This window comes from Varunaivibrio sulfuroxidans, from assembly GCF_029318635.1.
Taxonomy (GTDB): domain Bacteria; phylum Pseudomonadota; class Alphaproteobacteria; order Rhodospirillales; family Magnetovibrionaceae; genus Varunaivibrio; species Varunaivibrio sulfuroxidans.
Genome location: NZ_CP119676.1, coordinates 1,859,220 through 1,882,605, shown reverse-complemented (window position 1 = coordinate 1,882,605; position 23,386 = coordinate 1,859,220). Strand labels below are relative to the sequence as shown.

Sequence of the window (23,386 nt, the reverse complement as noted above, 5' to 3'; positions counted from 1 at the left end):
CGTTTAGGCGTCCCCGGGTGTTTTGTTCGGGCGCACGCCCAGGACGTGACAGATAGCGTAGGTCAGATCGGCGCGGTTCAGCGTATAAAAGTGGAAATTCTTGATCCCGGCGCCATACAGCAACCGGCACTGTTGAGCGGCGACCATGGCGGCGACCAGTTTGCGCGTTTCCGGGTCGTTATCAAGACCATCGAACAGGTCGGCCATCCAACCGGGGATGGATGCGCCGGTCGCCGTGGAAAATTCCTTGACCCGGGAAAAGTTGGTGACCGGCAGGATGCCGGGCACGATCGGTACGGTGATTCCCGCCTTATCCGCCTTTTCCAGGAAGCGCAGAAAGACATCGATGTCGAAGAACGACTGGGTGATGGCCCGGCTCGCTCCGGCGTCAACTTTGCGCTTCAGGTTATCCAGATCGGCTTGGGCGCTGACCGCCTGGGGATGGACCTCGGGGTAGGCGGCCACCGAAATTTCGAAGTCGGCGATTTTCTTGAGTCCCGCGACGAGATCGCTGGCGTAGGCGTAGCCTTCGGGATGGGGGCGGTATTCTTTGTCCATGCCCTCGGCGGGATCGCCCCTGAGGGCGACGATATGACGCACGCCTTCGGCCCAGTAGGCGCGGGCGATCGCGTCGATTTCATCGCGCGAGGCGCCGACGCAAGTCAGGTGTGCCGCGGGCTCCAGGTCGGTTTCGCGGCGAATCCGCGTCACCGTGGCGTGGGTGCGCTCGCGGGTCGATCCGCCCGCGCCGTAGGTCACCGAAACATAGGCCGGGCGGACGGGGGCCAACCGTTCGATGCTGGCCCATAAATTCTGTTCCATCTTCTCCGTCTTGGGCGGGAAGAATTCGAACGAGACCTGAACATCGCCTGCCAAGGGGGCGGCGATGAGCGTCTCGGAGGTAACGGTGTGTTTGCTCAAAGGGGACATGGTGTTTCCTGTCTCTTGTTCGCCGGCCCGTCTCTCGTTTGCCGGGATGAACCTTACTGAACCTTAGCTTGGGGCGCTCGCCGCCCGGTTATCGACATCGGCGCGGCGTTGCGGCTTGACGGCCAACCACAGACCGACGGTTAGCGCTCCCCCCGTTAGCTTAAGGGTTTTATCCATCTTCAGTCCGCCCGCATCGACCCATGCGGTGACTTCGTCATCGGAAAACCCAAGGCGGCGATGGGCGTGATTCTCGCGCAGGTGTTCGTATTGATGTGGGGCGAAATCGACAACCAGCAACCTTCCGCCGGCGCGCAGCACACGACCGGCCTCGGTGACGGCGCGTGATGGATGATCCAGAAAATGTAAAACCTGATGGATGCATACGCCGTCGAAGCTCGCCGATTCGAAAGGAAGTTGGTAGGCGTCGGCTTGGCGGACATGGGCGTTGGTGAGGCCCGCCCGCTCCAGATTGGCGCGCGCGAGGCTTAGCATTTCGTGGGACTGATCGACTCCCAGAGCATGGGTGACGCGCGGGGCGTACAGTTCGACCATGCGCCCGGTGCCGGTGCCGATATCGAGAAAATCGTCGATTCCGGACGGCGTCAAGGTATCCATGATGGCGCGCTCGACGAGGATTTCATCGAGATGGAGCGAGCGCACCTCGTCCCAACTGGCGGCGGCGCGCCCGAAATACTCGGCGGCGTCGCGGCGTCGTTGGGCGATAATCAGATCCAGTTGTTCCAGGTCTCGCGTCACCACGGGATCGTCCTCGGACAAAAGGTCGAGCAGGGCGGTCGCCGCGCGCCTGCCCGACCCCCTCATGGTCAGGCGATGGAAGACCCAGCTGCCCTCGCGGTAGCGTTCCAAAAGGCCGGAGTCGGTCAAAATTTTCAGATGGCGCGACACTCTGGGCTGGCTTTGCCCGAGAACGCGCACGACCTCGCTGACCGTCCACTCGCCGCGGGCGAAAAGATTGAGAAGGCGTAGGCGCGTCTCGTCCGCCGCCGCGCGTAGAACCATCAAAAGGGTGTTCATGCACGACCCTCGTGTCTTATCGCATTACGGCGGGTTCGTTTTCTGGGTCCACGGGCTTGTTTCATTGCTGCGTCTCGTTTTCTTACCTTTGGGGATGTTCGCGGACAGGCCCCAGTCGCAGGAGGGGGGCTCTGTCGCGAAAGCTTTGTCTGGAGGGGTTTTTGGCATTTCCCGTATTTTTTTGAATATTTTCGAGCGGACTTGATCGTAATTGTTAATATAAATATATCTTTATGTCTATTGAATTTTAAGAGATTAAATTAATGACATATATCTTTTTCCCTAGATTGAGTTGTAATATTGCAACACTGCGGCGTAGACTCACCGGGATGATGCGCATGCCTCCTGGTCAAGACATTGCGCCTATGGTAACCCAATAGACGAAGGCGATTTTGTTTTTCGAGGGTGGGTGTCCGCTTTTACGGGTGCGCCACGCGAGCCGGGATGTTCTTTAAATATGGGCGGGCGCGTTTTATCCGCCTTAATTTTTTGGGCTGAGATCAGGCGCCCGAACTTTCGGCGGGACGCGATATTCGCCAGTTGGCGGGACCCGATATTCGCCAGTTAAGGATAAAGTTTGACGTCGAGTGGGCAAAAACGGAGTTGAAACCCGCCAGGAGGACGAGCAGATGATAATGTACGCATCAGAGCACACTCTGCACCAGGGTACGCTTCGTCTTTGGTCCTTGTTCGTAACGTTTTTTAGGATGACGCGTTGATTATGTCCGTATCGTTTGTTTCTCGTCTCCGGCGCGGCGCGCGGCTCTGGCGCGCCGCGCCGGGGTTGTCGGTCGCCGCCATCTTGCTGGTGCTTGGCGGGTGCGCCAGCGCGCCCAACCCGAGCGATCCGGTGGCGGTCCGGGAATTCAAGCAAATCAATGATCCTCTCGAACCGCTCAACCGCGCTATTTTTACGGTGAACCGGGGCGTCGATACCATGTTCCTAAGACCCGCCGCGACCATTTACGGCGGCGTTTTTCCGGCGCCGGTGAAGGTGGGCGTTCATAATTTTTTGAGCAACCTGCGCCTGCCCATCGTTTTCATCAATGACGTATTGCAGGGCGAGGGTGTCCGCGCGCGCCAAACGTTGGGGCGCTTTTTAATCAACTCAACCTTCGGCGTCCTTGGCCTCGGCGACCCCGCGACGGGCGTCGGCCTGGCCTATCATGGCGAAGATTTCGGGCAAACCTTGGCGAAATGGGGGGTGTCGGATGGGCCGTATTTGATGTTGCCGCTGTTCGGGCCGTCCAATCCTCGCGACACCACGGGCTTGGTTGTGGATTTCCTTGCGGATCCCTTTAGCCGCTGGGCGGCCAACACGGATGAAGGTTGGACCACATGGGCGCGCCGGGGGACCGACGCGGTGGACACGCGTGCGCGCAACGCCAAGGAGATCGACAGCCTCGAACGGACGTCTCTGGATTATTACGCGGCCATACGCAGCCTTTACCGTCAGCATCGCCGCGACCAAATCAATAACGGGGCGCATCCGACCCCGATGACTTCGCCGGACTTCGGTTCGATGAGCGCCGCGCCGCCGATGTCTTCTCCTTCGGCGTCCTCCGTGCCGCATCCCGTCGATTTCGGCCAGACCGTCCAGGCGGCGGCGCAGACCCGTTGACAACGCGAGGATAATTTACGCCGGGGCGTTCGCACGGTGCTTTCGCCGTGGCCCCGTCGTGATTCGAAGGCCTGTCGTTTCGGCGCGTCGTCGCGCCCCGTATCGTCGCGCCGTTGCCGGATGGTTTGCGTTTAACATTTGGGTTCGACGCCATTGGACGCGGATGTATGAAGAAATCAAACCGCAACAAAAAAAGAGATCGTGCCCAACCCGATGGTTCGCGGGAGTGAAACGTCGGCCCGTCCCGCGGGGGTTTGTGAAAAATGCCCCAGGAACGTCGTCGAAGACTTTTGAAAGTGAACGGCACTTCCGGCAAGTTTTCTCCTAGGCTTGTGACATTTTTCACAAACCAGACGCATCGGATAAAGGGGCCCTGACCCTAGCGACCGAGGGGCTTGTATTTGATGCGGTGGGGTTGTCCAGCATCGGCGCCCAGGCGGCGTTCCAGATCGGCCTCGTAATCTTGATAGTTGCCCTCGAACCAAACCACCTTGCTGTCGCCCTCGAAGGCCAGGATGTGGGTCGCGATGCGGTCCAGGAACCAGCGATCATGGGAGATCACCACGGCGCACCCGGCGAAATCGAGCAGGGCGTCTTCCAAGGCGCGCAGGGTATCGACGTCGAGGTCGTTGGTCGGCTCGTCAAGCAAGATGACATTGGCGCCGGTCTGCAGCATTTTCGCCAGATGAACGCGGTTACGTTCGCCGCCCGATAGCTGGCCGAGTTTTTTTTGTTGGTCGCCACCTTTGAAATTGAACCACGATACGTAGGAACGGCTCTGCACCTCGCGCTTGCCGAGTTGAAGAACGTCCAGGCCGCCGGAAATTTCCTGCCACACCGTGCTTTTGTCGTCCAGGCTATCGCGTGACTGATCGACGTAGCCCAATTTTACCGTTTCGCCGATGCGCAGGGTCCCGCTGTCGGGTTTGTCCTGTCCGGTAATCATTCGGAACAGGGTTGTCTTGCCCGCCCCGTTGGGGCCGATCACGCCGACGATGCCCCCTGGCGGCAGGCGGAAACTCAGGTCCTCGACCAACAACTTATCGCCGAAGGCCTTGGTGACGTGCTCGGCCTCAATGACGATGTCGCCCAGGCGCGGGCCGGGAGGGATCGTGATCTGGGCGGTGCCGCCACGGGCCTCGTTGGCCTGGGCGAGCAGATTGTCGTAGGCGGTGATGCGGGCCTTGCTTTTGGCTTGGCGGGCGCGGGGGGATTGACGAATCCATTCGAGCTCGCTTTGCAAGGTGCGCTGGCGCGAGGTTTCCTGTTTTTCCTCGTGCTCCAGGCGTTTTTCCTTCTGTTCCAGCCACGAGGAGTAATTGCCTTCGTAGGGGATGCCGTGGCCGCGGTCGAGCTCCAATATCCACCCGGCGACGTTATCGAGGAAATAGCGGTCGTGGGTGATCGCCACCACGGTGCCGTCATATTCGTGCAGGAAGCGTTCCAGCCAGGCCACCGACTGGGCGTCCAAATGGTTGGTCGGCTCGTCGAGCAGAAGCATATCGGGATGGCTGAGCAACAGGCGGCACAGAGCGACCCGACGGCGCTCGCCACCCGACAACTTGGTGACATCGGCGTCCGCGGGGGGGCAGCGCAAGGCATCCATGGCGACCTCTAGGGTACGCTCGACCTCCCATCCGTTAACGTGGTCGATTTTTTCCTGCAACTCACCCTGTTCCGCCAGCAGCGCAGTCATTTCATCGTCGTCCATGGGCTCTGCGAACTTCATGGAAATTTCGTTGAAACGGTCAAGCAGCGCCTTGGTTTCGGCCATCGCGTCCATGACGTTTTCGAGCACCGTTTTGTTCGGATCGAGTTGGGGTTCTTGCTCCAGATAACCGATCTTGACGCCATCGGCGGCCCAGGCCTCGCCGCCGACATCCTTGTCGAGACCGGCCATGATCTTGAGCAGCGTCGATTTGCCGGCGCCGTTATTTCCCAGCACGCCGATCTTCGCCCCGGGCAGAAACGACAAGGTGACGCCCTTTAGGATTTCCCGCCCGCCGGGGAAAATCTTGGTCAGGTTTTTCATCACGTAAATGTACTGGTAGGACGCCATCGGGCACTCCACAAAGGGGGGGTTGAATTTGTGCCGGGATAGTACATGAGCGTACGGTGCGGATCAACGTGTCCAAGAAGAGGGCGAAACGCACACTCAATCCACGGTTAGGGCACGCACGATAGCGGGGATATTTTCGGGAGAGACGCGATTGTAGAGTGCGCCGCCAATCACCTTGATATTAGGGCCATGTGGGCAAAACCCCATGCATACGCTAGGTTCCACCTTCACGGCGATGTTTTGGCGGGCGGCTTCGCGCTCCAGGAGTTCCATCAGCGCCGCTCCCCCACGCATCGCGCACGAAGCCCCGGGAGGAAGCCTGCGGTTGACGCAGACGCGTATTGTGAACGGGGGCGATTTGTGTCGGGGGGAAGAATCCTCCGCGGTGTCATCGCTGGTGTCATCGCTGGTGTCATGGGATGAACGGGAGGGGGCGGTGCGCACCGCAGAACCGCCGCTCCGTGTCTCGTTAGCGCTCATGGTTGGCTCGGTCCCGCCCACACGGCTCAAATCGATTTCGGTTCGGTTAACGAAATCGATGGAGTCGAAAAATAAAAAAACAAAGCGGCGGCGGAGGATAACGAAACCCACGATGGGGACAAAGGCACCCATCCGCCCATGACGCGCAGAAGATGAAGACGCGCAGGAGACGAAGACGCGCAGGGGTTAAAAACGGGGAACCCATGGAGATCAAAAAGCAAAAACCAAATTCGCCGGAGAGCGGGTCGCAATTAAGCAAAACGCGTTCTCCGGCGGCTTGGACGTAAACCTTCCCCGAACATCACCGCACCCAGGGGGCGTCCGTCGGGGGGCTTAATCCTGGGCGACGAGGTTTTCCGCGGATACCTTGCCGTTACGGCCTTCGACAAGTTCGTATTCAAGGCGTTGGCCTTCGCGTAGACCGCTCAGACCCGCGCGCTCGACGGCGGAAATATGAACAAACGCGTCTTGATCGCCATCATCGGGGTTGATAAACCCAAAACCTTTGGTTGCATTGAACCATTTAACGCTTCCGGTAGGCATAGCCTCTCCTTATGGTCGTCAGTTGTCTTAAAATCACAAGCGCGGACGGTCGTGGACCGAACGCCTCCATATGCCGGCGCCGTAAAGCCACGCAGCGGAAGACCCGACGCCCAAGACGTCGCGGCGAACCCCCATGACCAGCACGGCACCACCTAAGGTTATAAAGTGCGCCCCATGGTTTGAACAGTGTTTTTTGTATTCTTCCCGCGAAAATAAGGCCGTGGGACCTTTCTCGTGAGAGGCGGGTTGCCCGGATGGGGCTGCGAATATATGCGTAAATAGGACGCAAATACTCTTATTTGTTGAATATTAACACAAAACGGATCGCGCCTAATGAGTGATTCGGCGGCGGAGCAAGACGTTTCGGGGAATTATCGCCGCCGCGCCGTCGCCAGATACCACGACCGGCTCGCATTGACGGCGCGCACCACCGAAAGCATGACCGGGACCTCGACCAGGACGCCGACGACGGTAGCCAGGGCGGCGCCGGAATTGAGACCGAAGAGCGAGATCGCGGCGGCGACGGCCAGTTCGAAGAAGTTACTGGCGCCGATCAGGGCCGCCGGACCGGCGACGCTGTGGGCGACTCCCAGTTTGCGGCCCAAAAAATACGCCAAGGCGGCGTTGGCGTAGACCTGGATCAGGATCGGCACCGCGAGCAGGACGATCACCAGGGGCTGAGCCATGATTTGGTCACCCTGAAAGGCGAACAAAAAGACCAGGGTGGTCAGCAGTGCGACCATGGAAAGCGGGTTGAGCACCTTCAACGTTCGCCCGAGGCCGTCATCGCCGCCGCGGGCAAGGGCCACGGCGCGTAGCGCGCGGGCCACCAGGACGGGGGCGACGATATAGACCCCGACCGAAATCGCCAACGTGTTCCAGGGCACGGCGATGCTACTGATACCCAACAGCAGTCCCACAATCGGGGCGAAGGCGAAGACCATGATGATGTCGTTCAGCGCCACTTGGGTCAAGGTGAACGGCCCGTCGCCGTCGCATAGATGGCACCAGACAAAAACCATCGCCGTGCACGGGGCCGCCGCGAGCAAGATCAGCCCCGCGATATAAGACGGAATTTGCTCGGCGGAGAGCCAGGGGGCGAAAAAATGGCCGATGAACAGCCAAGCGAGGAGCGCCATGGAAAACGGTTTGACGCCCCAATTGACGAACAACGTCAAGGCGACGCCCCGCCAATGCGCGCCGACCCGAGTGAGGGCGCCAAAGTCGATTTTGGCGAGCATGGGGATGATCATCACCCAAACCAATCCGGCGACGGCAAGGTTGACGTGGGCGATCTCCAGGGCGGCGACGGCCTCGAAAAAGGGAGCAAAGAAATGACCGGATCCGATCCCCGCGACGATGCACAGGGCGACCCAGAGACTGAGATAACGACTGAAAAAACCCAATTTCGGCAAGGATTTGGTGGAGGTGGTCATCGTGATATTCCTGTATCTGGCTAGAGAAGGCGACCGCGGCTTATTTTTTTGCGCCGGGGGGTGTTTTTTTGGTCCCCGCGCCGGATGTGGGTGGGGCGATGCGTATGCACAAATCCGGGCGCCCGCCGCAACAATCATCGACCAGGAAGCCGAGCAGCCCATTGAGGGCGTCGATATTCGCCCGGTATATGATCCGCCGACCCTCGCGGTGACGGTCGATCAGGCCTGCAAAGCGCAAATCCTTCAGATGAAAAGACAATGAAGAGGGCGCCATGCCCAAGTCCGCGCCCAGATCGCCGGCGGCCATGCCCTCCGACGCGATCAGGGTTCTAAAAATGTTCAAGCGAATTTCATTGGCCAGCGCGGTTAATATGGCGGCGGCCTCGTCGGTGTTCATCATGCGCACCCTGGTTTCGGCCTCGACATCCGTCGGATTGTATAATCGGTTCGATCGGCTATCGGAAAGTTGTCGAACGCCGATCGTGTCGGCGAATGTCATAAAACAGTCATACCTTTCATACAATATTTCAATTAAATTTGAAATATAGAATTGATTAAATATTCATGATGGATTTGAATCGAAACGCACACCGAATTCGCAGGGGTCGAATTTTCATGATCGCTTTTTAATTTTTCGTTCCTTGGACACAATCGCCCCATCATCTCGCAAACAGCAAAGAGACAGACGACATGACGACACGCATTGGAATTAACGGCTTCGGCCGGATGGGCCGGCTGGTGCTGCGCGCCCTGTGGGACACACCGTATCTACGCTGGCAGACCATCAACGAGCGCGACGGCGACGGGCGGACCTCGGCGCATCTGCTGAATTTCGATTCGGTGCATGGACGTTGGCATACCGAAGCCACCGCCACCGAGGGGGCGATCGTCATTGGCGGGGCGTCCATTGCGCATACCTCGTTTGCCGCGATCGAGGACGGCGACTGGGGAGATTGCGACATCGTCCTGGAATGCACCGGGGCCTTTCGTCGCGCCGCGCAATTGCAGGCGTACTTCGACCAAGGGGTGCAGAAGGTGATTGTCGCCGCCCCGGTCAAGGACGGCGGCGCTCTCAACATCGTTTATGGCGTTAACGATCATCTGTACGATCCGGCGCGCCATCATCTTTTGACCGCCGCCAGTTGTACTACCAATTGCCTGGCGCCGATCGTCAAGGTCCTCCTTGAGACGGTCGGCATCCGCCATGGCGCGATCACCACGATACACGACGTGACCAACACCCAGGTGATCGTCGATCGCCCGCACAAGGATTTGCGCCGGGCGCGCTCGGCGTTGAACAATTTGATCCCGACCTCGACGGGATCGGCCACGGCGATCACGATGATTTATCCCGAACTGAAAGGAAAACTGAACGGCTACGCCGTGCGGGTGCCGTTGCTCAACGCTTCGCTGACCGACTGCGTGTTCGAGGTCGAACGTCCGGTCACCGCCGAGGAGATCAATGCGTTGTTTCACGGTGCGGCGGATAACGGGCTGGCCAACATATTGGGAATCGAGGACCGCCCCTTGGTGTCGAGCGATTATCTGAACGATCCCCGTTCGTGCATTATCGACGGCCCTTCGACGTTGGTGGTCGATAACACCCAGGTCAAGGTGCTGGCCTGGTACGATAACGAATGGGGGTACGTTCACCGCATGGGCGACCTCACGCGGAAGGTGGCGGCGACGTTGTAAGCGGGGGTGTGATGCGTTCGAAACGTTTTAATTATGGGCTGGTCACCGCCGCCTATTGGGGCTTTACCCTAACCGACGGCGCCTTGCGGATGTTGGTGTTGCTGTACTTTTACCGCCTTGGGTATTCTCCGCTCGAAATCGCTTTCCTGTTTGTTTTTTATGAGATCTTCGGCGTCATCACCAATTTGATCGGGGGCTGGATCGGCAACCGATTGGGGCTGAAAATTACGCTGTTCAGCGGTCTGGGTATCCAGATTGGCGCGCTGATCATGCTCGCCGGATTCAGTCCGGCATGGCCGTTGTGGGCGGCCGTCAGCTATGTCACGGCGGCGCAGGCGTTATCCGGTGTCGCCAAGGACTTGACCAAGATGAGTTCGAAAAGCGCCGTCAAGCTGCTCGTCTCGGGGGACGATCATGGCGGCTTGTTCAAGTGGGTCGCCTTGTTGACCGGCTCGAAAAACGCTCTTAAGGGCGTGGGTTTTTTCATGGGCGGGGCGTTGCTTGCGGCGTACGGCTTTCAGGGCGCATTGTATGCGATGGCGGGGGCGTTGGCGGTGCTTTTGGCGGGTTGTGCGGTGCTGCTGGAGGGGACCATCGGGCAGGTCAACCGGGGCCTTAAGTTCCGTGAAATTTTTTCCAAAAATCCCAACATCAACATCCTTTCCGCGGCGCGGCTGTTTTTATTCGGATCGCGCGATATCTGGTTCGTTGTCGGGCTGCCGCTATATCTGGCAGCCACCATGGGGTGGTCCAATGAAGCGGTCGGCGGTTACCTCGCCGCGTGGGTCGTCGGTTATGGCGTGGTGCAGGCGTTGGCGCCGAAAATTCTGCGCAAGGCGGCGGGCGCGCCCGACGACGCACAAAGCCGGCGCTGGATCCTGATTCTGATCGCGGTAACGGCAGCGATCGCCGCCGCCCTCGTCTTGAACGTCATGCCCGTGGTCGCCGTATTGGGCGGCCTGATCGTTTTCGGCTTCGTTTTCGCCGTCAACTCGGCGATCCACTCATATCTGATCTTGGCCTACACCGAAGCCGATAAAATCGCGATGAACGTCGGCTTTTACTATATGGCCAACGCCGGTGGACGCCTAGCGGGGACCGTGCTGTCCGGTCTCGCCTACCAATGGGGGGGGATGTTGGCGTGCCTCAGTCTGTCGGCTCTTTTTTTGCTCGCTTCCTGGGCGACGTCGCTAAGGCTTGATCCTCCCGGCGGGCGCGTTCGGCAAAATTGACGCGCCGGCGTGCAACCCATCACGCCCCGTCATCGTATTGTCACAGGGCGCGGACAAACAATTTGTAGCCAGCGTTCCCGCAAGTGCGCTAGAATCCCCTAGGAACCCGGGCGGGGCGCCCTTTGCGCCGTTTTCGCGGCGCGCTTGGGGCTTCCTCGCGTTGTTTTCTCTCTTTTCACATCCTTTGTTTCCTAAAGGCGTCCATGATCACCAGAGGCACACTCTTTCTTGTTGTCGGCCCCAGCGGCGCCGGAAAAGATGCGGTCATCGCCGGGGTACGGAAAAAGTTTATGTTCGACCACCGGGTCGTCTTTCCTCGGCGCGCGATTACGCGCGTGCCCGACGGAATTGGCGAGGACCACATCCCGCTGTCCGAGGAAATTTTCGAGACGCGTTTGAATGCGGGCCATTTCTGCCTGAATTGGTATGCGCATAATTTACGTTATGGCGTGCCGGTGATCGTCGAGCGGCACTTGCGCGAGGGACGAAGCGTCGTGGTCAATGTTTCGCGCACGGTGATCGACGAGGCGCGGCGTCGCCTAGCGCCGCTTAAGGTGATCGTGATCACGGCCCCGGCCGAGGAGTTGGCGCGCCGCCTGATGGCGCGGGGCCGGGAAAAACGCGGGGAAATCAAAAAACGGGTGGCTCGCGCCGATGCGTTTGTCGTCGAGGGCGCGGATGTCGTAGAGATCGACAATGGCGGCTCGCTGAGCGATAGCGTCGATATTTTTTCCGCCGAGATTACCGGCGCGCTCAACCCCGCAAAAGATATCGCTCGGCAAGCGTGAACGGCGCGCCACGGTCGGGTTGTTGAAAAAGGCTGATGGCGTCGAGCCACAGCGGAGTCTCGGCGATCTCCGTGAAGTGACGGCGCAGCAGGGTCAACGGGCGCTTTTTCTGGCCGTTCTTCAGTTGATCGGTCAACGTCATGTGAAAGCGAAATTCTTCGAAAACGAAGGGATAGCCCCATGCCGCGAGGAGGCTTCGTTGGCGTGGCGTTAAGTCTTGCGCGTGTCTACGCGCAATTTGTTCGGGCGTTTCCGCGCGCCGGAAACCGTCGAACGCACGCACACATTCGCTGGCGAAGCGGCCCAGGGCGCCGTTTTCCGCCATGGGGATCAAGGCGATGAAACGGTTCATTTCCCCGATCTGTAACAGTGGGCCGGGAAAGGGGGGTTGATTTTTGGCGAAATCCGACAAAGCATCTCTCAGATTTTCGGCGCTGCGCCCGTCGGCCAATGCGAACGGAGATTTTAAAGTGGCGTGAAAACCGTAGTGGCGCGGCGCGGCGGTCATCGCCGCGTGTTCCTCGGGAGGAATTTCCTTAAAAGGGGGGGCGAGGTCATATTCGGCGTTATCATCATCGCGGCCCAACCACTGGGCGCCAAAAGTCCACAGCGGAGTTTGACGAGCGGGGGTGAAATATATGGCGAATCGTGGTGCGTTCATGACGATACCTTTTTGCGTATAATCCCGACCTACATCCGTCGTCCTTGCGTCCAGACCGCGCCGACGACGGGAAGGTCGCCAACTTCGCGCACCCGCACCAGATCGGCGCGTTTTCCCGCCGCGATCTCTCCGCGGTCGTTCAGGCCGACCGCCCGGGCGGGGTTTCTGGTCGCCATGGCGATCGCCTGGGGCAAGGAAATGCCTTTCATTTGCCGGTGCATGGCGAACGCCGCCTGCAGCAGACTGCCCGGGAAATAATCCGACGAAATGATATCGAGGCAGTCGTTCGCCGCCAAATCCCGCGCCGAAACATTGCCCGAATGAGACATCCCGCGTACGACGTTGGGTGCGCCCATCAGGATGTTCAACCCCTTCTCTCGCGCCGCCGCCGCCGCCGCCATGGTGGTCGGAAATTCACTGATCACCATGCCGCTTTGGGCCGCCTGGTCGATGTGCTCGGGGGTGGCGTCGTCGTGGCTGGCCATGGGGAGGGCGTGTTCGCGGCACAGGGCGACGATCTGCCCGCGGTATGTATCGGAAAACATTTCGCTAGAGCGGTGGTGACGGGCGATAAAGGCGTCCATCTGGGTGTCGGAAAAATGATACTTTCCCTGATAGTATTCACGGTACTTGCCGACATCCAGGAATTGCCTTTGGCCGGGCGCGTGGTCCATTACGGAGACGAGCCTGACCAAGGGATTGTGACAAAACGGGCGAAACAGATCGACGACCCCCTCAAAACTGAGCTCGCAGCGCATGTGCAGATAATGATCCGCCCGTAAGACCTGATTTTTGCGCCCGACCTGGATGGTTTGCGCCATTTCGTCCAATTGGCGCATCCGCGAACTGTCCTGCATGATGTCGCCGATCGATAGGGCGTCGTAAACGGTGGTGATCCCGGCGCCGATAACCTGGACGTCGTGGGCGATCGCCGCCGATAGGGGCGGCCATGTTACGCCCGGGCGGGGCGTGAAGTGCTTTTCCATGTTGTCGGTATGCAGTTCGACCATGCCGGCGATCAGGTAATCGCCATCAAGGTCGATCGCGCCGGGCAGGCTGGTGTTGCCGCGATCGACGGAAACGATCTTGCCGCAGTGAACCTCCAGAGATCCGGAAATCACGCTGTCGATCGTGACGATGCGGGCATTGGTTAAAATCAAACTGTCGCTCATTGCGTGCGTTCCACCGTGGTCATATCGAGAAATTTAGCGTCAAGTTCCGGGGCGGTCTCGCCGTTACGCACAAAGCATTTTCGCGCGCCATTCACGGTTTATTGCCCCACTCGGGTTGTGCGCGGCAGGCAGACGATGGTGTTGCGCGCGCACAAAATCACGTCAACGCCGCGAGGAGACAGGGTATGATTTTCTCGTAACGAGGACCAGAACCGCTCGGGAACGCCGCCGACCGAAAGCTTTGTCGTTCCATTGATGCCGGGACCGTAAAGACGTTTCCCGGAGCCTTCCTCAAGGGTTTCGACCTGAACGATGACGGTGGTCGAAATTTCGGGTTGTTCGTCCGACCCTGGGCAAAAACGCGCCAGGTCGGCGCTACCCAGGGGATCGGCAAGCAATGCCGTGCGCGCCTCGCCGGGGGTGTTGGTGATCGGGCATGCGCAATGAAATTTCAGGTGGTTGACCGTCTGGGCCGAGGCGGCGATGGCGCCGTCGATCCACAGCGGGGTTTCAAAATCCGCCAATCCGAGGCAAATCGCCGCGGTCGAGGGGTATAAAGGGAACGGAGGTTCGGGAAAATCGCCGAAATTGGCGATACGTCCTGGACGCGACATCGCCTCCAGCATGGCGTGAAAGACACTTTGGCTATCGGGGGTGGGGCTGGAAAATTCGGGCATTGGGCGTGGAGGCGTGCTTGGCGAAGGGGGATGTGTCGTGTTCATAGCCGGTCGTCTCCAAGCGCGTTTCGTGCGCGTACCAGGGTAAAAAACGGACGTCGGTCGGGGCGGTTTTTCGTATCAAGCGCCGCTATCGGGGCGTCGAATGGAATAGTACGCGGACGATGTGACAGAACGTCGGGCGCACAATCGCCGTGCCGATAAAAAACCCAATTTTTTAGGGCGTCCCTTCGCCGCGCCGCTATTTTTTTTCTTCCGCCGAACCCGCCGCGCCGGTTGAGGATTCCGATAGGGGTGCGTCACGAATGGGCAGGGTCACCGTAAAAACGCTGCCCTGCCCGGGGGCGCTGCTGACGGTGAGGCGGCCGCGGTGGCGGTTGACGATGTGCTTGACGATGGCCAGTCCCAGTCCGGCGCCGCCGACGACCCGCGAGCGGCCCATGTCGGCGCGATAAAACCGCTCGGTCAGGCGGGGCAGGTGTTCGGGCGCGATCCCCGGCCCGAAATCACGGACTTCGATACGGATGCCGGGATTCTCGATTTTCGGGGAAGGCTGAAGGGAAACTCGGACGATTTCGCCGCCGCCGTACTGGATGGCGTTGGTGATCAAGTGGATCGCCATTTGCAGGATTTGTTCACGCTCTCCCGACACTTGGGCCGCCGTGTCCAGGCGCAACTCGAGTTTGACACCCGCCGCCTTGGCGCGATTATCGACAATCCCGACGGCCTGGCGCAGCACGGACGGGATATCCACGGCGGCGATCGGCGGCACGTGTTCCTCGGCCTCGACATGGGACAATGTGATCAATTCGTCGATTACGGCATTCATCCGCCGCGCTTCGCGCCCCATGATGTCGAGAAATCGTTTTTGGGCCGGAACATCCGCATTGGCGGGGCCTCGTAAGGTGTCGATAAAGCCCATCAGGGCGGACAGCGGAGTGCGCAGTTCGTGACTGATGTTGGCGATAAAATCGCGTCGCGACGCCTGTGCGGCCTTGATTCTGGTCTGTTCTCTGAATTCCAGGCAAAACGTTTTCGGCGTGTCGTTTCCTCCAAGCGTGCTGAGGCGAAGCGAAAAACTGCGCGCCACCGGAACCGGCCAATCAATATCGACCGTGACTTCCGAGGTGACGCCTTCGATCGCCTGGCGGGCGGCCTGGAGCGCCCCCGGGTGACGTAGGCATGCCGTCAGATCGCGGCCTTCAACCCCATTGCCGAACATCTCCCGGGCCGGGGCATTGGCGATTAGCACCCGTCGTTTTTCGTCGATCAGGAGGATGGGGTTGGATAAGGCGTCGAAAAGACGCCGGAAAGTCTGCGGTTCGGTCTCTTCAGAGCGCACGCCACGGTCGGAGGCGAGATGCGTCGCGCGGGTGTCGTTAGACGCCGTTTCGCATACCCCGTTCCGTGTGTGACGGTCCCGCGGCGTACGCGGTTCCCCCATAAAGGGGGTAACGACAAACCCTCTCAGTCCCATGGTCATTTTATGAAGACTTCTTTCCTGTTTTTTTAAGGAACGCCCGAGCACCGGCTATTATTCCGGCCATTGTTACCCAAGGCGGGTGACAGATTGATGACGTTGGGTCGGGAAAACGAGTATCGTGGCGTATCTTGTTCGCGCTATCGCGCCCGGATCGCGGGGTGGCGGAGTGCATTTTTACGTGACGTAGGGTGCTTGGATGACGGCGAATTCTTCTGCTTCCCCGTATGTGTGGCCCGGGTTGCTGGGCCGGATCGACGCCGCATTGATCAAGCAGGGGCGCAATTGCGCCGCCCCGAGCCTGGACGACCTTGCCCCGGTCGATGAATTTCATCTGCGTGGTCCCGCCGCCACCGGGGCGTTGATCGCGTTGATGGCGGCAGGCGAGAATATGCATATTTTGGATGCCGGTTGCGGCCTGGGCGGTCCGGCGCGCCGCCTCGCCCAGACGACCGGCTGCCGGGTGACGGGGGTCGATCTGAACGCCGAATTTTGCGCTGTCGGCAACACCCTGAGCGCCCGCATGGGGCTGGATGACCGGGTCGTTTTACACCCCGGCGACGCCACCGACCTGCGGATGTTTCCCGCGGCGTCGTTCGATGGCGCATGGTCGATCCACGCGGCGATGAATATCGCGGACAAGGCGGCCCTCTATCGCGCCATTGGGCGCGTTCTCAAGCCCGGTGGAAAGTTGGTCATATACGATGTGCTGAGCGCGGCCCCGGATGGTGGGCGGGTGCGCTATCCGACCCCATGGGCGGGGGACTCCAGCGAGAGTTTTCTGGTTGACGAGCCCCGGTTACGCGCCTTGCTGTGTGGTGCGGGGTTCGGCGTCTGCACCGTGGAGGACCACAGCGCCCAGGCGCTCGCGGCCCTGGAGCGCGGCGTCCATGCGCCGCCCGGCGTTTCGAGGGCGCCGGCGTTGGATTTGAGTCTTATCCTCGGCCCGGTTTTTCAACGGGCGCGTGCCACGATGCATTTTAACCTGAAAGAACGCCGCGTTCGCCTTTGCCTTGTGGTATGTCACCTGTCGTCGTGCGAAAACGGCGACCGGTTCGTTGTGTGAGGGAAGCGCAAGGAAATCAGGTAAATTTTTTTTCCACCAAATCGCAGATCATATGGCCGACGGCGATATGCATTTCTTGAATTCGCGGCGTTTTGTCCGAGGGGACGGTAAGGGCGATGTCGCACAGTGGGGCGAGGTCGCCGCCATCGGCGCCGCTTAGGCCGACGCAGGTCAGTCCGCTTTCCCGCGCCGCTTGGGCGGCGCGCACGATGTTGGCGCTGTTGCCGCTGGTCGAAATCGCGATCAAGACATCGCCCTTTCGGCCCAAACCGATGATTTGCCGGGCGAAGGTTTCGTCAAACCCGTAATCGTTGGCGATGGCGCTGACGGTGGACGAATTGGAATTCAGCGCGACCGCCGCCAGGGGGGCGCGCTCGGCGAGGTAGCGCCCCAACAACTCGGCCGCGAGGTGTTGGGCGTCCGCCGCCGAACCGCCGTTGCCGCAAAACAAGACCTTGCCGCCGTCCTTTAGGCTGGCGGCGATCCTTTCGGCCACCTCGATCAGCGTTGGCGCAAGGGCCTTCAGGGCGATGAAATTTTGCGCCGTTTCGTCAAAGGCGGCTTCGACATACGCGTGGGACGTGGTGGGGGTCATGGTGCTCTCCAGGTGGTGTCTCGGTCAGGGTCACTATAAGTCCGCTTTCACCGCCTTCAAGGGGCTTTGTGCGCAGACTTGCGATACGTGCCGGAACCTGCCAATGTGCGGCCCTCGCGCCGGCAGAAAAACAGGATGGGCATGTCTTACCGTTTGCATTTTACCGTTTGGCAATTCGTGCGCCTGTGCGTGCGTCTCGAAGAGGAAATCGCCGCGCGCGGCGATTTGGATTCGAGCCTCGACGCCGCGGCCGCGAAAACCCTGTTTGACGCCTGGGGAGATATTTGGACCGAGGTGGACGGCGAGTTGGCCCGCCTCGCCGAAGAAGATTTTCCCGCCTACGCCGAGATGATGATGGACCGCGACGTCGTCATCGAGGATGTCCCCGCCGAGCAGGTAAAAACCTGCGTCGCGCTCCTGGATGCCGTGATCGCCGACATGGACGCCACGCTGAAGCACGGCGGCGATGAAGACTTGATCAAGAATCTCACCTTCGAGCGCCAAGAATTGTCCGAACTGAAGGCGGATCTGGCGACGCGGGCGCGCAAGACCGAGCGAACCCCACCACGGGGTTAGGGTCAGGACCTCTTCATCTGATGCGTCTGGTTTGTGAAAAATGCCCCAGACCTAGGAGAAGACTTGCCGGAAGTGCCGTTCACTTTCAAAAGTCTTCGACGACGTTCCTGGGGCATTTTTCACAAATCCCTGCGGGACGGGATGAATTTAAGCGCGGATGTCGTTGGAAAATCCTTGCAATGAGGGCCATTGCGGCGGGCTCTCCGCCTAACCCACACTTAAATTCATCTCCGCCAGACGCATCAGATGAAGAGGTCCTGACCCTAGTGTCCGTTCGTCCCGCCGGTTTCGAAGGCGGGAGAGAAGCCGTCCTCGTCATCCATTGAAAAAGCGATAATGCCGCCCGCCCCGCCCAAGTGTTTTTCCTCAAGCACCGCGGCGATACCCTTGGCCTGGAGCGCGCCCCATTCGATTTTCGCCGCGGCGTCGTTCTGCCCGGCCTCGGCGGCCTGGGCCGACAACGAACGCATGCCCTGTTCGATCATGAAAAACGTGTGCGACAAGGGCAGCGCCTGCTCGGCGGCGAACTCGAACCCGCCGGTGGTCTCGAACGCCTGGGCCAGTTCCGTGAAGGTGGCGATCAGTTGCGCCAATTCGTCGTCCGACTGAACGCGGTTCGCCTCTTGTAGTTGTTCGGACATGTACCGAACAATGCGCCCGAAAACCCTGCCCTCGTCGCCGCTTGCCGTCGCGCCGTCGCCGTTCGTGGTTTCGTCTTGAAAGTCCAAGGTTTTCTCCTTCCGTGCTTTCGCCGGCTCTTTATATGACGCCGTCGTCTTTAAGGGCCTGCAGCGCCTGGGGGTCGAGGTCGAGAAATTCCCCGAGGACGCTGTCGGTGTGTTCCCCCAGCCCCGGTGGGCTTTGGCGGTAGTTGACGGGGGTTTTGGAAAACTTCATCGGGTTGCCGATTAAATCGACCGGCACGTTTCCCGCCGACGTTTGCGCCATGGTGATGCGCATTTCTCGGTGCAGGACCTGCGGATCGGCGAAGACACGGTCCATGGTGTTAACCGGGGCCGAGGGAACGTCGATTTCCTCCAGCCCTGCGATCCATTGGGCGGCCGTTTTCTTGGTCGTTTGCGCGGCAATCAAGTGGGTCAGTTCGGTTCGATTTTTCACTCGGGCGTTGTTGGTGGCGAAGCGCGGATCGTCCGCCAACTCGACGAGGCCCGCGAAAACGCAAAAGCGCTTGAACTGATCGTCGTTGCCCACCGCCAGGATAAAATAGCCGTCGCTGGCCTCGAACACCTGATAGGGCACGATGTTGGGGTGGCCGTTGCCGCGGCGGACCGGAATTTCGCCGGTGCTCAGGTAATTTAGGCCCTCGTAAAACAGCATGCCGACCTGGGAATCGAGCAACGACAGGTCGAGATATTGCCCCTCGCCGCTGCGTTCGCGGTGGTACAGCGCCGCCACGATGGCGTTGCAGGCGAACATCCCGCACATGATGTCGGCGACGGCGACGCCGGCCTTGATCGGCTCGCCGTCGGGCGCCCCGGTTAAGCTCATGAAGCCGCCCATGCCCTGGGCCAAGTAATCGTACCCGGCGCGGTGGGCGTAAGGCCCGCTTTGCCCGAAGCCGGTGATCGAGCAGTAGATCAGGCCGGGGTGTAGGGGGCGCAGGGACGCGTAATCGAGGCCATAGCGGGCGAGGCCGCCGACCTTGAAATTTTCCACCACGATATCGAAGTGGGGAACCAGCTCGCGGATCAGCGCCGCTCCGGCAGGCTTGGCGATATCCACCGCAAGCGATCTTTTGTTACGGTTGGCGCTGAGGTAATAGGCGCTTTCCAAAGTCGGATCGCCATTTGTGTCGTGCACGTAATTCGGTCCCCAATGGCGGGTGTCGTCGCCGCGCCCGGGGCGTTCCACCTTGACCACGTCGCAACCCAAATCACCCAGCCACTGAGTGCACGCGGGACCCGCCAGGATGCGGCTGAGGTCGAGCACGCGCAGCCCCTTCAGGGGGCCGGTGGGTTCGGGCGCGCTGGTGGCGTCGGTGTGTGATGTGGCGGCGTCGCCGTGTGGTGATGTCGGGTTCATGGCGTCATCTTTAGCCCAAAGCATCGCCCTTTGTAAAAGGCTTCGTGCCTTCGTCCGTTTTCGCCTGCGTTCTCGGCGCGTGGGGTGGGGCTACAGAAAGCGCCGGGCGAACAGGTGGTCGAGCGACAGCACGCCCGGCCCCTTGGCCAGGATGTAGATCAGAACGCTCGCCCACATCAGATGATCGGGCCAGTTGCCGGGATAAACGAAAGTCTGAATGACCAGGGTCATGAACAGCATTCCCGCCGCCCCCAAGCGCGCGCCGAGCCCCAGGACCAACATGATCGGGAACAGATGCTCGCCGATCGTCGCCAGATGCGCCGCCAATTCGGGCGACAGCAGCGGGACTTTGTATTCGTCTTGAAAGAGGAACAGGGTCGAACTCGTGATGTGCCAGTTGGCGTCGATCTTGAGCTGACCGGAACGCCAGAAAATACCGGCGACGCCCAGGCGCGCCAGCAAGGCGATCAGGCTGTGAGGGACCCGGTCCAGGAGGGCGAGGGTGGATTTGACGCACAGCCGGTTGTATCGGGTGCGTTCCCAGGGGGTCGTCGTCGCGGTGTCGTGTGGGGCGTCGTGTGGGGTGGGCGGGGTGTCGCTCATGGCGCTGTCCTTCATGCTATGGTCCAGTGGCTTAAAGCGCCCAATGCGACCAGGCGGCCCAAGGAGACCGTGGGGTTGAAATTCTCCGGCGCGGCGGCGTCCCGGGCTGCCCGTTGGACGCTTTCGATGGCCCGGGCGAGGGGCGCGCTTCGCCCCAGGGCCTCGATAAAGGAAATGTCGGCGGCGGGCAGGGCGATGACGTGGACCGTGGCTTCGGGACGGACCACCAAAACGTTCTCGCCGCCGTCGTTAAGGTCGATCTCGTTCTCCGCCTCGCCATTTTCATCGTCTTCGGGAGGCGTTTGGTTGGCGGCCCATATTCGCGCCACCGGATAGTGCGAGCGCACGATCCGGGCCGACGGGTGAACCGCGAACACGACGTCACCGTAGCGATCGGGGGCGATATCACGGAGGTCGTCGGCGCTCAGCGCCGTCGCGTCCAGACTATGATACGCCTTTTGCCAGGCCCATTCCAGCCGCGCCACGTCGGGCAGATAGACCAAGTCCCGCGCCGCCTCGAAATCGGCGAGAAAGGCGCCGAGGTGGGTGCCGAAATCGATGAGCGTGCCGCTGGGCGGCGGAAAGGCGCGAATATAGTGGCGGGCGAGATAAGCGAAAAAATCGTCTCCGACCAGTCTGGCGACGACCGGATAATCGGCGGCGAGCGCCTCGCCGAGAGTGATGAAGGTATTGTTCTTGTATATCTGCAAGCGCCGGGCCGCGGGAATGCCGTTTTCGGTAATGAGGGCGTCCAGCGGGGCGTTCGTGACGCCGTCCTCGCCGAGGACGGCGTCCAGGAAGTTTCTTTGAAGTTCAGACAGCGTGGGCATCCGCCTGCTCCTTCACGCGGCGCCCGGCACGACCTAGGATATCGGCGGCCTTCGCCGCTTCGGCGCAGAGAACCGCAAGCTCGGGTATATTGCAGTCGCGTTCGATCAGCGTCGCTACCGGACCCGTGCGATGCAGCGTTTCGCGGTACATCTCCCAGACTTTGGGACAGACCGCCGATCCGTGATCGTCGATCAAGAGGGGGCGGCTCTCGAAGGCGGTCACGTGATGGCCCGCCAGGTGGATTTCCCGTATGCATTCGGGGTCCAGCGCATCCAGGTATTGGGTTAGGAACAGGTCCGGCTCGACGGTGTGATTGACGGCGCTGACATAGACGTTATTGACGTCGAACAACACCTTGCATCCGGTGCGCCGGACCATCGTCGCGACGAATTCTGGCTCGGACATTTCCGAGTGACCGAATTGCAGGTAGGTCGATGGGTTTTCGATCAACACCGTGCGCCCCAGCGTGTCTTGCATGCGCGCGACGTTGGCGCAGATCGTGTCCAGCGCCTCGGCGGTGTAGGGAAGCGGGGCGAGATCGTTGAGATAAATCTTATCGGCGATGCTCCACGACAGGTGTTCGGAAACCAGCCCCGGCTGATAGCGATCGACCACCGCCTTGACACGCGCCAGGTGGCCTTCATCCAGTCCCTGGGCGCTGCCCAGGGATAGGCCGACGCCGTGAACCGACAGCGGATAATCGCGGCGGATGGCCTCAAGATAACGGTGGGGCGGGCCGCCCGCGCCCATATAATTTTCGCTATGGACCTCGAACCACGAAACCGGCGCTAAAACACCGGTTTTTTTAAAGACGCCTTCCGGGTGTCGCAAACCATCCACGATTTGGGCGCAATGAGGCCCCTTCAGTCCGATTCCGGCGGTGGCCGGAACCGGACTTTCGGTGCGCGAGGGAGGACGCATCGAAGGGGTCATGGTCAATAATCCGTATGGATCAGCTTTTCGGGGTCAGGCTGCCACCGGCGAGTTTAGCGCAGGTGCCGCTGGGTACGACGACGAAGGCGTCGCCCTGGCGGTCGGACTTGGCCGTGCCCGCGCACGATCCGGTCGCCGTCTTGCAATCGTTATGGCCGGCCTTGTTGACGCCATAGCACTTGACGCTTTTCTCGGCGGCGTTGGCGGTGCTCACGGTGGCGGCGCCGAGGACGGCGGCCATCGCGGCGGCGGCGGCAAGGGCGGACATTTTGGTGGCGTTGATTCTCATTAGGCTCTCTCCAGTTTTTTAAAAAGAAGTGATGACGCTCTCGAATTTCTGGCCCCGACCTTAAATGCTCGGGGGCGACGCGCGTTCCGGCGTCTTGAGCAAAAGAATTACCCGCAAACCGCCCGGTAGCCGAATCAACTGCGCTCACTTTTGCGTGAATATGGAACGAAGTTTCGCGCGAAGATGGCCCGGCGGCGCGCGCGCAAATGGAGCCGCAGCGCGAGGCCGATCGTAGGCGTTACGAATATTCCACGGGCGATTTTATGAAAGAGAAAAACGCTATCGGCGGTCCGGATAGGGCGATGGAGCGGGTGAAGGGAATCGAACCCTCGTCGTAAGCTTGGGAAGCTTCTGCTCTGCCATTGAGCTACACCCGCACACCGATTTCCACCCCTTCCCGGCGCGCCACGCGGCGTTCGTTCAGTGCGGAGAATTGGGGGCCATACCAGAATTTCAAAGAGGTCCCGGCGACTATCGTTCTTAGTATAAGCGATGTATAAGCGATCGGCGGCGGTGGTGCAAGATCGCGCGTGGGGCGTATTAAAATTTATCGTTTGGCCCCGGTTCGGTGCGGACGGACACGAAAGTGTTATTTGTTTCCACCCGGCGTCGATAGTATTGACGCAAGAGGCGTTCTCCGA

General features: G+C 60.3%; 24 protein-coding genes and 1 tRNA gene. 6 read left to right on the top strand and 19 right to left on the bottom strand.

Annotation, left to right across the window (positions count from 1 at the left end; translation table 11 throughout):
* Nucleotides 1-3: 3 nt before the first annotated feature.
* Entirely contained in the window at nucleotides 4-930 is a 927-nt protein-coding gene (gene metF, locus P3M64_RS08915; protein WP_132937672.1) for a methylenetetrahydrofolate reductase, read from the bottom strand.
* A 63-nt stretch (nucleotides 931-993) separates the two neighbouring features.
* Complete coding sequence (locus tag P3M64_RS08910; protein WP_132937673.1) at nucleotides 994-1,965, bottom strand: ArsR/SmtB family transcription factor; 972 nt, start codon at nucleotides 1,963-1,965, stop codon at nucleotides 994-996.
* A 721-nt stretch (nucleotides 1,966-2,686) separates the two neighbouring features.
* Here P3M64_RS08910 and P3M64_RS08905 point away from each other — a divergent pair.
* Nucleotides 2,687-3,586 carry an MlaA family lipoprotein gene (locus P3M64_RS08905; RefSeq protein WP_132937674.1) on the top strand — a complete coding sequence of 300 codons (900 nt, stop codon included), beginning with the start codon at nucleotides 2,687-2,689 and terminating at the stop codon, nucleotides 3,584-3,586.
* Between the two features lie 379 nt (nucleotides 3,587-3,965).
* On the opposite strand, the gene ettA is transcribed toward P3M64_RS08905, so the two are convergent.
* The 5 genes from ettA to P3M64_RS08880 all read right to left on the bottom strand — a co-directional run bounded on the left by ettA (nucleotide 3,966) and on the right by P3M64_RS08880 (nucleotide 8,603).
* A complete protein-coding gene (gene ettA / locus P3M64_RS08900; RefSeq protein WP_132937675.1) occupies nucleotides 3,966-5,645 on the bottom strand; it encodes an energy-dependent translational throttle protein EttA in 1,680 nt (559 codons plus the stop codon).
* Nucleotides 5,646-5,741: 96 nt separating this feature from the next.
* The gene (locus P3M64_RS08895; RefSeq protein ID WP_165886201.1) at nucleotides 5,742-6,125 is read right to left on the bottom strand and encodes a (2Fe-2S) ferredoxin domain-containing protein; all 384 of its coding nucleotides are present in this window, start codon (nucleotides 6,123-6,125) and stop codon (nucleotides 5,742-5,744) included.
* A 333-nt stretch (nucleotides 6,126-6,458) separates the two neighbouring features.
* Nucleotides 6,459-6,668, bottom strand: coding sequence for a cold-shock protein (locus tag P3M64_RS08890; RefSeq protein WP_132937677.1), 210 nt, complete (start codon nucleotides 6,666-6,668; stop codon nucleotides 6,459-6,461).
* 371 nt (nucleotides 6,669-7,039) lie between these two features.
* Nucleotides 7,040-8,104, bottom strand: coding sequence for an ACR3 family arsenite efflux transporter (gene arsB, locus P3M64_RS08885; protein WP_207893078.1), 1,065 nt, complete (start codon nucleotides 8,102-8,104; stop codon nucleotides 7,040-7,042).
* Between the two features lie 40 nt (nucleotides 8,105-8,144).
* Nucleotides 8,145-8,603, bottom strand: a complete 459-nt coding sequence (locus P3M64_RS08880; protein WP_243644665.1) for an ArsR/SmtB family transcription factor — start codon at nucleotides 8,601-8,603, stop codon at nucleotides 8,145-8,147.
* 191 nt (nucleotides 8,604-8,794) lie between these two features.
* Between P3M64_RS08880 and P3M64_RS08875 the strand changes: the two genes are divergently transcribed.
* From P3M64_RS08875 to phnN, 3 genes are all read left to right on the top strand, one after another.
* Entirely contained in the window at nucleotides 8,795-9,799 is a 1,005-nt protein-coding gene (locus P3M64_RS08875; RefSeq protein ID WP_132937678.1) for an ArsJ-associated glyceraldehyde-3-phosphate dehydrogenase, read from the top strand.
* Nucleotides 9,800-9,810: 11 nt separating this feature from the next.
* Entirely contained in the window at nucleotides 9,811-11,031 is a 1,221-nt protein-coding gene (gene arsJ / locus P3M64_RS08870; protein ID WP_132937679.1) for an organoarsenical effux MFS transporter ArsJ, read from the top strand.
* 203 nt (nucleotides 11,032-11,234) lie between these two features.
* Nucleotides 11,235-11,819, top strand: coding sequence for a phosphonate metabolism protein/1,5-bisphosphokinase (PRPP-forming) PhnN (phnN, locus tag P3M64_RS08865; RefSeq protein WP_132937680.1), 585 nt, complete (start codon nucleotides 11,235-11,237; stop codon nucleotides 11,817-11,819).
* Here the strand turns inward: phnN and P3M64_RS08860 are convergent.
* The 4 genes from P3M64_RS08860 to P3M64_RS08845 all read right to left on the bottom strand — a co-directional run bounded on the left by P3M64_RS08860 (nucleotide 11,785) and on the right by P3M64_RS08845 (nucleotide 15,812).
* Nucleotides 11,785-12,480 carry a DUF1045 domain-containing protein gene (locus tag P3M64_RS08860; RefSeq protein WP_132937681.1) on the bottom strand — a complete coding sequence of 232 codons (696 nt, stop codon included), beginning with the start codon at nucleotides 12,478-12,480 and terminating at the stop codon, nucleotides 11,785-11,787. The two genes, phnN and P3M64_RS08860, sit on opposite strands and share 35 nt — an antisense overlap.
* A 29-nt stretch (nucleotides 12,481-12,509) precedes the next feature.
* Nucleotides 12,510-13,652, bottom strand: a complete 1,143-nt coding sequence (locus P3M64_RS08855) for an alpha-D-ribose 1-methylphosphonate 5-triphosphate diphosphatase (RefSeq protein WP_132937682.1) — start codon at nucleotides 13,650-13,652, stop codon at nucleotides 12,510-12,512.
* Nucleotides 13,653-13,750: 98 nt separating this feature from the next.
* Entirely contained in the window at nucleotides 13,751-14,374 is a 624-nt protein-coding gene (phnH, locus tag P3M64_RS08850; protein WP_132937683.1) for a phosphonate C-P lyase system protein PhnH, read from the bottom strand.
* Nucleotides 14,375-14,570: 196 nt separating this feature from the next.
* Complete coding sequence (locus P3M64_RS08845; protein WP_132937684.1) at nucleotides 14,571-15,812, bottom strand: ATP-binding protein; 1,242 nt, start codon at nucleotides 15,810-15,812, stop codon at nucleotides 14,571-14,573.
* A gap of 196 nt (nucleotides 15,813-16,008) precedes the next feature.
* Between P3M64_RS08845 and P3M64_RS08840 the strand changes: the two genes are divergently transcribed.
* Nucleotides 16,009-16,875, top strand: a complete 867-nt coding sequence (locus P3M64_RS08840; RefSeq protein WP_132937685.1) for an SAM-dependent methyltransferase — start codon at nucleotides 16,009-16,011, stop codon at nucleotides 16,873-16,875.
* 16 nt (nucleotides 16,876-16,891) lie between these two features.
* Here P3M64_RS08840 and P3M64_RS08835 read toward each other — a convergent pair whose 3' ends face one another.
* Nucleotides 16,892-17,470 (bottom strand): D-sedoheptulose-7-phosphate isomerase, encoded by a 579-nt coding sequence (locus P3M64_RS08835; protein WP_132937686.1) that lies wholly within the window; start codon nucleotides 17,468-17,470, stop codon nucleotides 16,892-16,894.
* 141 nt (nucleotides 17,471-17,611) lie between these two features.
* Here P3M64_RS08835 and P3M64_RS08830 point away from each other — a divergent pair, with 141 nt between their 5' ends.
* Complete coding sequence (locus P3M64_RS08830) at nucleotides 17,612-18,046, top strand: hypothetical protein (protein ID WP_132937687.1); 435 nt, start codon at nucleotides 17,612-17,614, stop codon at nucleotides 18,044-18,046.
* A gap of 263 nt (nucleotides 18,047-18,309) precedes the next feature.
* Here P3M64_RS08830 and P3M64_RS08825 read toward each other — a convergent pair whose 3' ends face one another.
* The 7 genes from P3M64_RS08825 to P3M64_RS08795 form a co-directional block, all read right to left on the bottom strand.
* Entirely contained in the window at nucleotides 18,310-18,774 is a 465-nt protein-coding gene (locus P3M64_RS08825; protein ID WP_132937688.1) for a hypothetical protein, read from the bottom strand.
* Nucleotides 18,775-18,805: 31 nt separating this feature from the next.
* Nucleotides 18,806-20,089: a CaiB/BaiF CoA transferase family protein gene (locus P3M64_RS08820; RefSeq protein WP_132937689.1), complete on the bottom strand. Its 1,284-nt coding sequence runs from the start codon at nucleotides 20,087-20,089 to the stop codon at nucleotides 18,806-18,808.
* Between the two features lie 90 nt (nucleotides 20,090-20,179).
* Complete coding sequence (locus P3M64_RS08815; protein ID WP_132937690.1) at nucleotides 20,180-20,692, bottom strand: DoxX family protein; 513 nt, start codon at nucleotides 20,690-20,692, stop codon at nucleotides 20,180-20,182.
* A gap of 11 nt (nucleotides 20,693-20,703) precedes the next feature.
* Nucleotides 20,704-21,522 carry an HvfC/BufC N-terminal domain-containing protein gene (locus P3M64_RS08810; protein ID WP_132937691.1) on the bottom strand — a complete coding sequence of 273 codons (819 nt, stop codon included), beginning with the start codon at nucleotides 21,520-21,522 and terminating at the stop codon, nucleotides 20,704-20,706.
* Complete coding sequence (gene bufB, locus P3M64_RS08805) at nucleotides 21,506-22,456, bottom strand: MNIO family bufferin maturase (RefSeq protein WP_207893079.1); 951 nt, start codon at nucleotides 22,454-22,456, stop codon at nucleotides 21,506-21,508. Before bufB ends, P3M64_RS08810 begins: the two co-directional genes overlap by 17 nt.
* Before the next feature lie 19 nt (nucleotides 22,457-22,475).
* Complete coding sequence (locus tag P3M64_RS08800) at nucleotides 22,476-22,745, bottom strand: BufA1 family periplasmic bufferin-type metallophore (RefSeq protein WP_207893080.1); 270 nt, start codon at nucleotides 22,743-22,745, stop codon at nucleotides 22,476-22,478.
* Between the two features lie 303 nt (nucleotides 22,746-23,048).
* Nucleotides 23,049-23,122, bottom strand: a tRNA-Gly gene (locus P3M64_RS08795).
* Nucleotides 23,123-23,386: the final 264 nt, after the last annotated feature.

Bases quoted from the DNA above. Each gene is read 5' to 3' on its own strand.
- P3M64_RS08830 (WP_132937687.1), top strand. From the start codon at position 17,612: ATGTCTTACCGTTTGCATTTTACCGTTTGGCAATTCGTGCGCCTGTGC.
- P3M64_RS08905 (WP_132937674.1), top strand. From the start codon at position 2,687: ATGTCCGTATCGTTTGTTTCTCGTCTCCGGCGCGGCGCGCGGCTCTGG.
- bufB (WP_207893079.1), bottom strand. From the start codon at position 22,456: ATGACCCCTTCGATGCGTCCTCCCTCGCGCACCGAAAGTCCGGTTCCG.
- P3M64_RS08840 (WP_132937685.1), top strand. From the start codon at position 16,009: ATGACGGCGAATTCTTCTGCTTCCCCGTATGTGTGGCCCGGGTTGCTG.
- P3M64_RS08820 (WP_132937689.1), bottom strand. From the start codon at position 20,089: ATGAACCCGACATCACCACACGGCGACGCCGCCACATCACACACCGAC.
- arsB (WP_207893078.1), bottom strand. From the start codon at position 8,104: ATGACCACCTCCACCAAATCCTTGCCGAAATTGGGTTTTTTCAGTCGT.
- ettA (WP_132937675.1), bottom strand. From the start codon at position 5,645: ATGGCGTCCTACCAGTACATTTACGTGATGAAAAACCTGACCAAGATT.
- P3M64_RS08880 (WP_243644665.1), bottom strand. From the start codon at position 8,603: ATGACATTCGCCGACACGATCGGCGTTCGACAACTTTCCGATAGCCGA.
- P3M64_RS08815 (WP_132937690.1), bottom strand. From the start codon at position 20,692: ATGAGCGACACCCCGCCCACCCCACACGACGCCCCACACGACACCGCG.
- P3M64_RS08810 (WP_132937691.1), bottom strand. From the start codon at position 21,522: ATGCCCACGCTGTCTGAACTTCAAAGAAACTTCCTGGACGCCGTCCTC.
- P3M64_RS08800 (WP_207893080.1), bottom strand. From the start codon at position 22,745: ATGAGAATCAACGCCACCAAAATGTCCGCCCTTGCCGCCGCCGCCGCG.
- P3M64_RS08890 (WP_132937677.1), bottom strand. From the start codon at position 6,668: ATGCCTACCGGAAGCGTTAAATGGTTCAATGCAACCAAAGGTTTTGGG.
- phnN (WP_132937680.1), top strand. From the start codon at position 11,235: ATGATCACCAGAGGCACACTCTTTCTTGTTGTCGGCCCCAGCGGCGCC.
- metF (WP_132937672.1), bottom strand. From the start codon at position 930: ATGTCCCCTTTGAGCAAACACACCGTTACCTCCGAGACGCTCATCGCC.
- P3M64_RS08895 (WP_165886201.1), bottom strand. From the start codon at position 6,125: ATGAGCGCTAACGAGACACGGAGCGGCGGTTCTGCGGTGCGCACCGCC.
- arsJ (WP_132937679.1), top strand. From the start codon at position 9,811: ATGCGTTCGAAACGTTTTAATTATGGGCTGGTCACCGCCGCCTATTGG.
- P3M64_RS08860 (WP_132937681.1), bottom strand. From the start codon at position 12,480: ATGAACGCACCACGATTCGCCATATATTTCACCCCCGCTCGTCAAACT.
- P3M64_RS08910 (WP_132937673.1), bottom strand. From the start codon at position 1,965: ATGAACACCCTTTTGATGGTTCTACGCGCGGCGGCGGACGAGACGCGC.
- P3M64_RS08875 (WP_132937678.1), top strand. From the start codon at position 8,795: ATGACGACACGCATTGGAATTAACGGCTTCGGCCGGATGGGCCGGCTG.
- phnH (WP_132937683.1), bottom strand. From the start codon at position 14,374: ATGAACACGACACATCCCCCTTCGCCAAGCACGCCTCCACGCCCAATG.
- P3M64_RS08845 (WP_132937684.1), bottom strand. From the start codon at position 15,812: ATGACCATGGGACTGAGAGGGTTTGTCGTTACCCCCTTTATGGGGGAA.
- P3M64_RS08835 (WP_132937686.1), bottom strand. From the start codon at position 17,470: ATGACCCCCACCACGTCCCACGCGTATGTCGAAGCCGCCTTTGACGAA.
- P3M64_RS08855 (WP_132937682.1), bottom strand. From the start codon at position 13,652: ATGAGCGACAGTTTGATTTTAACCAATGCCCGCATCGTCACGATCGAC.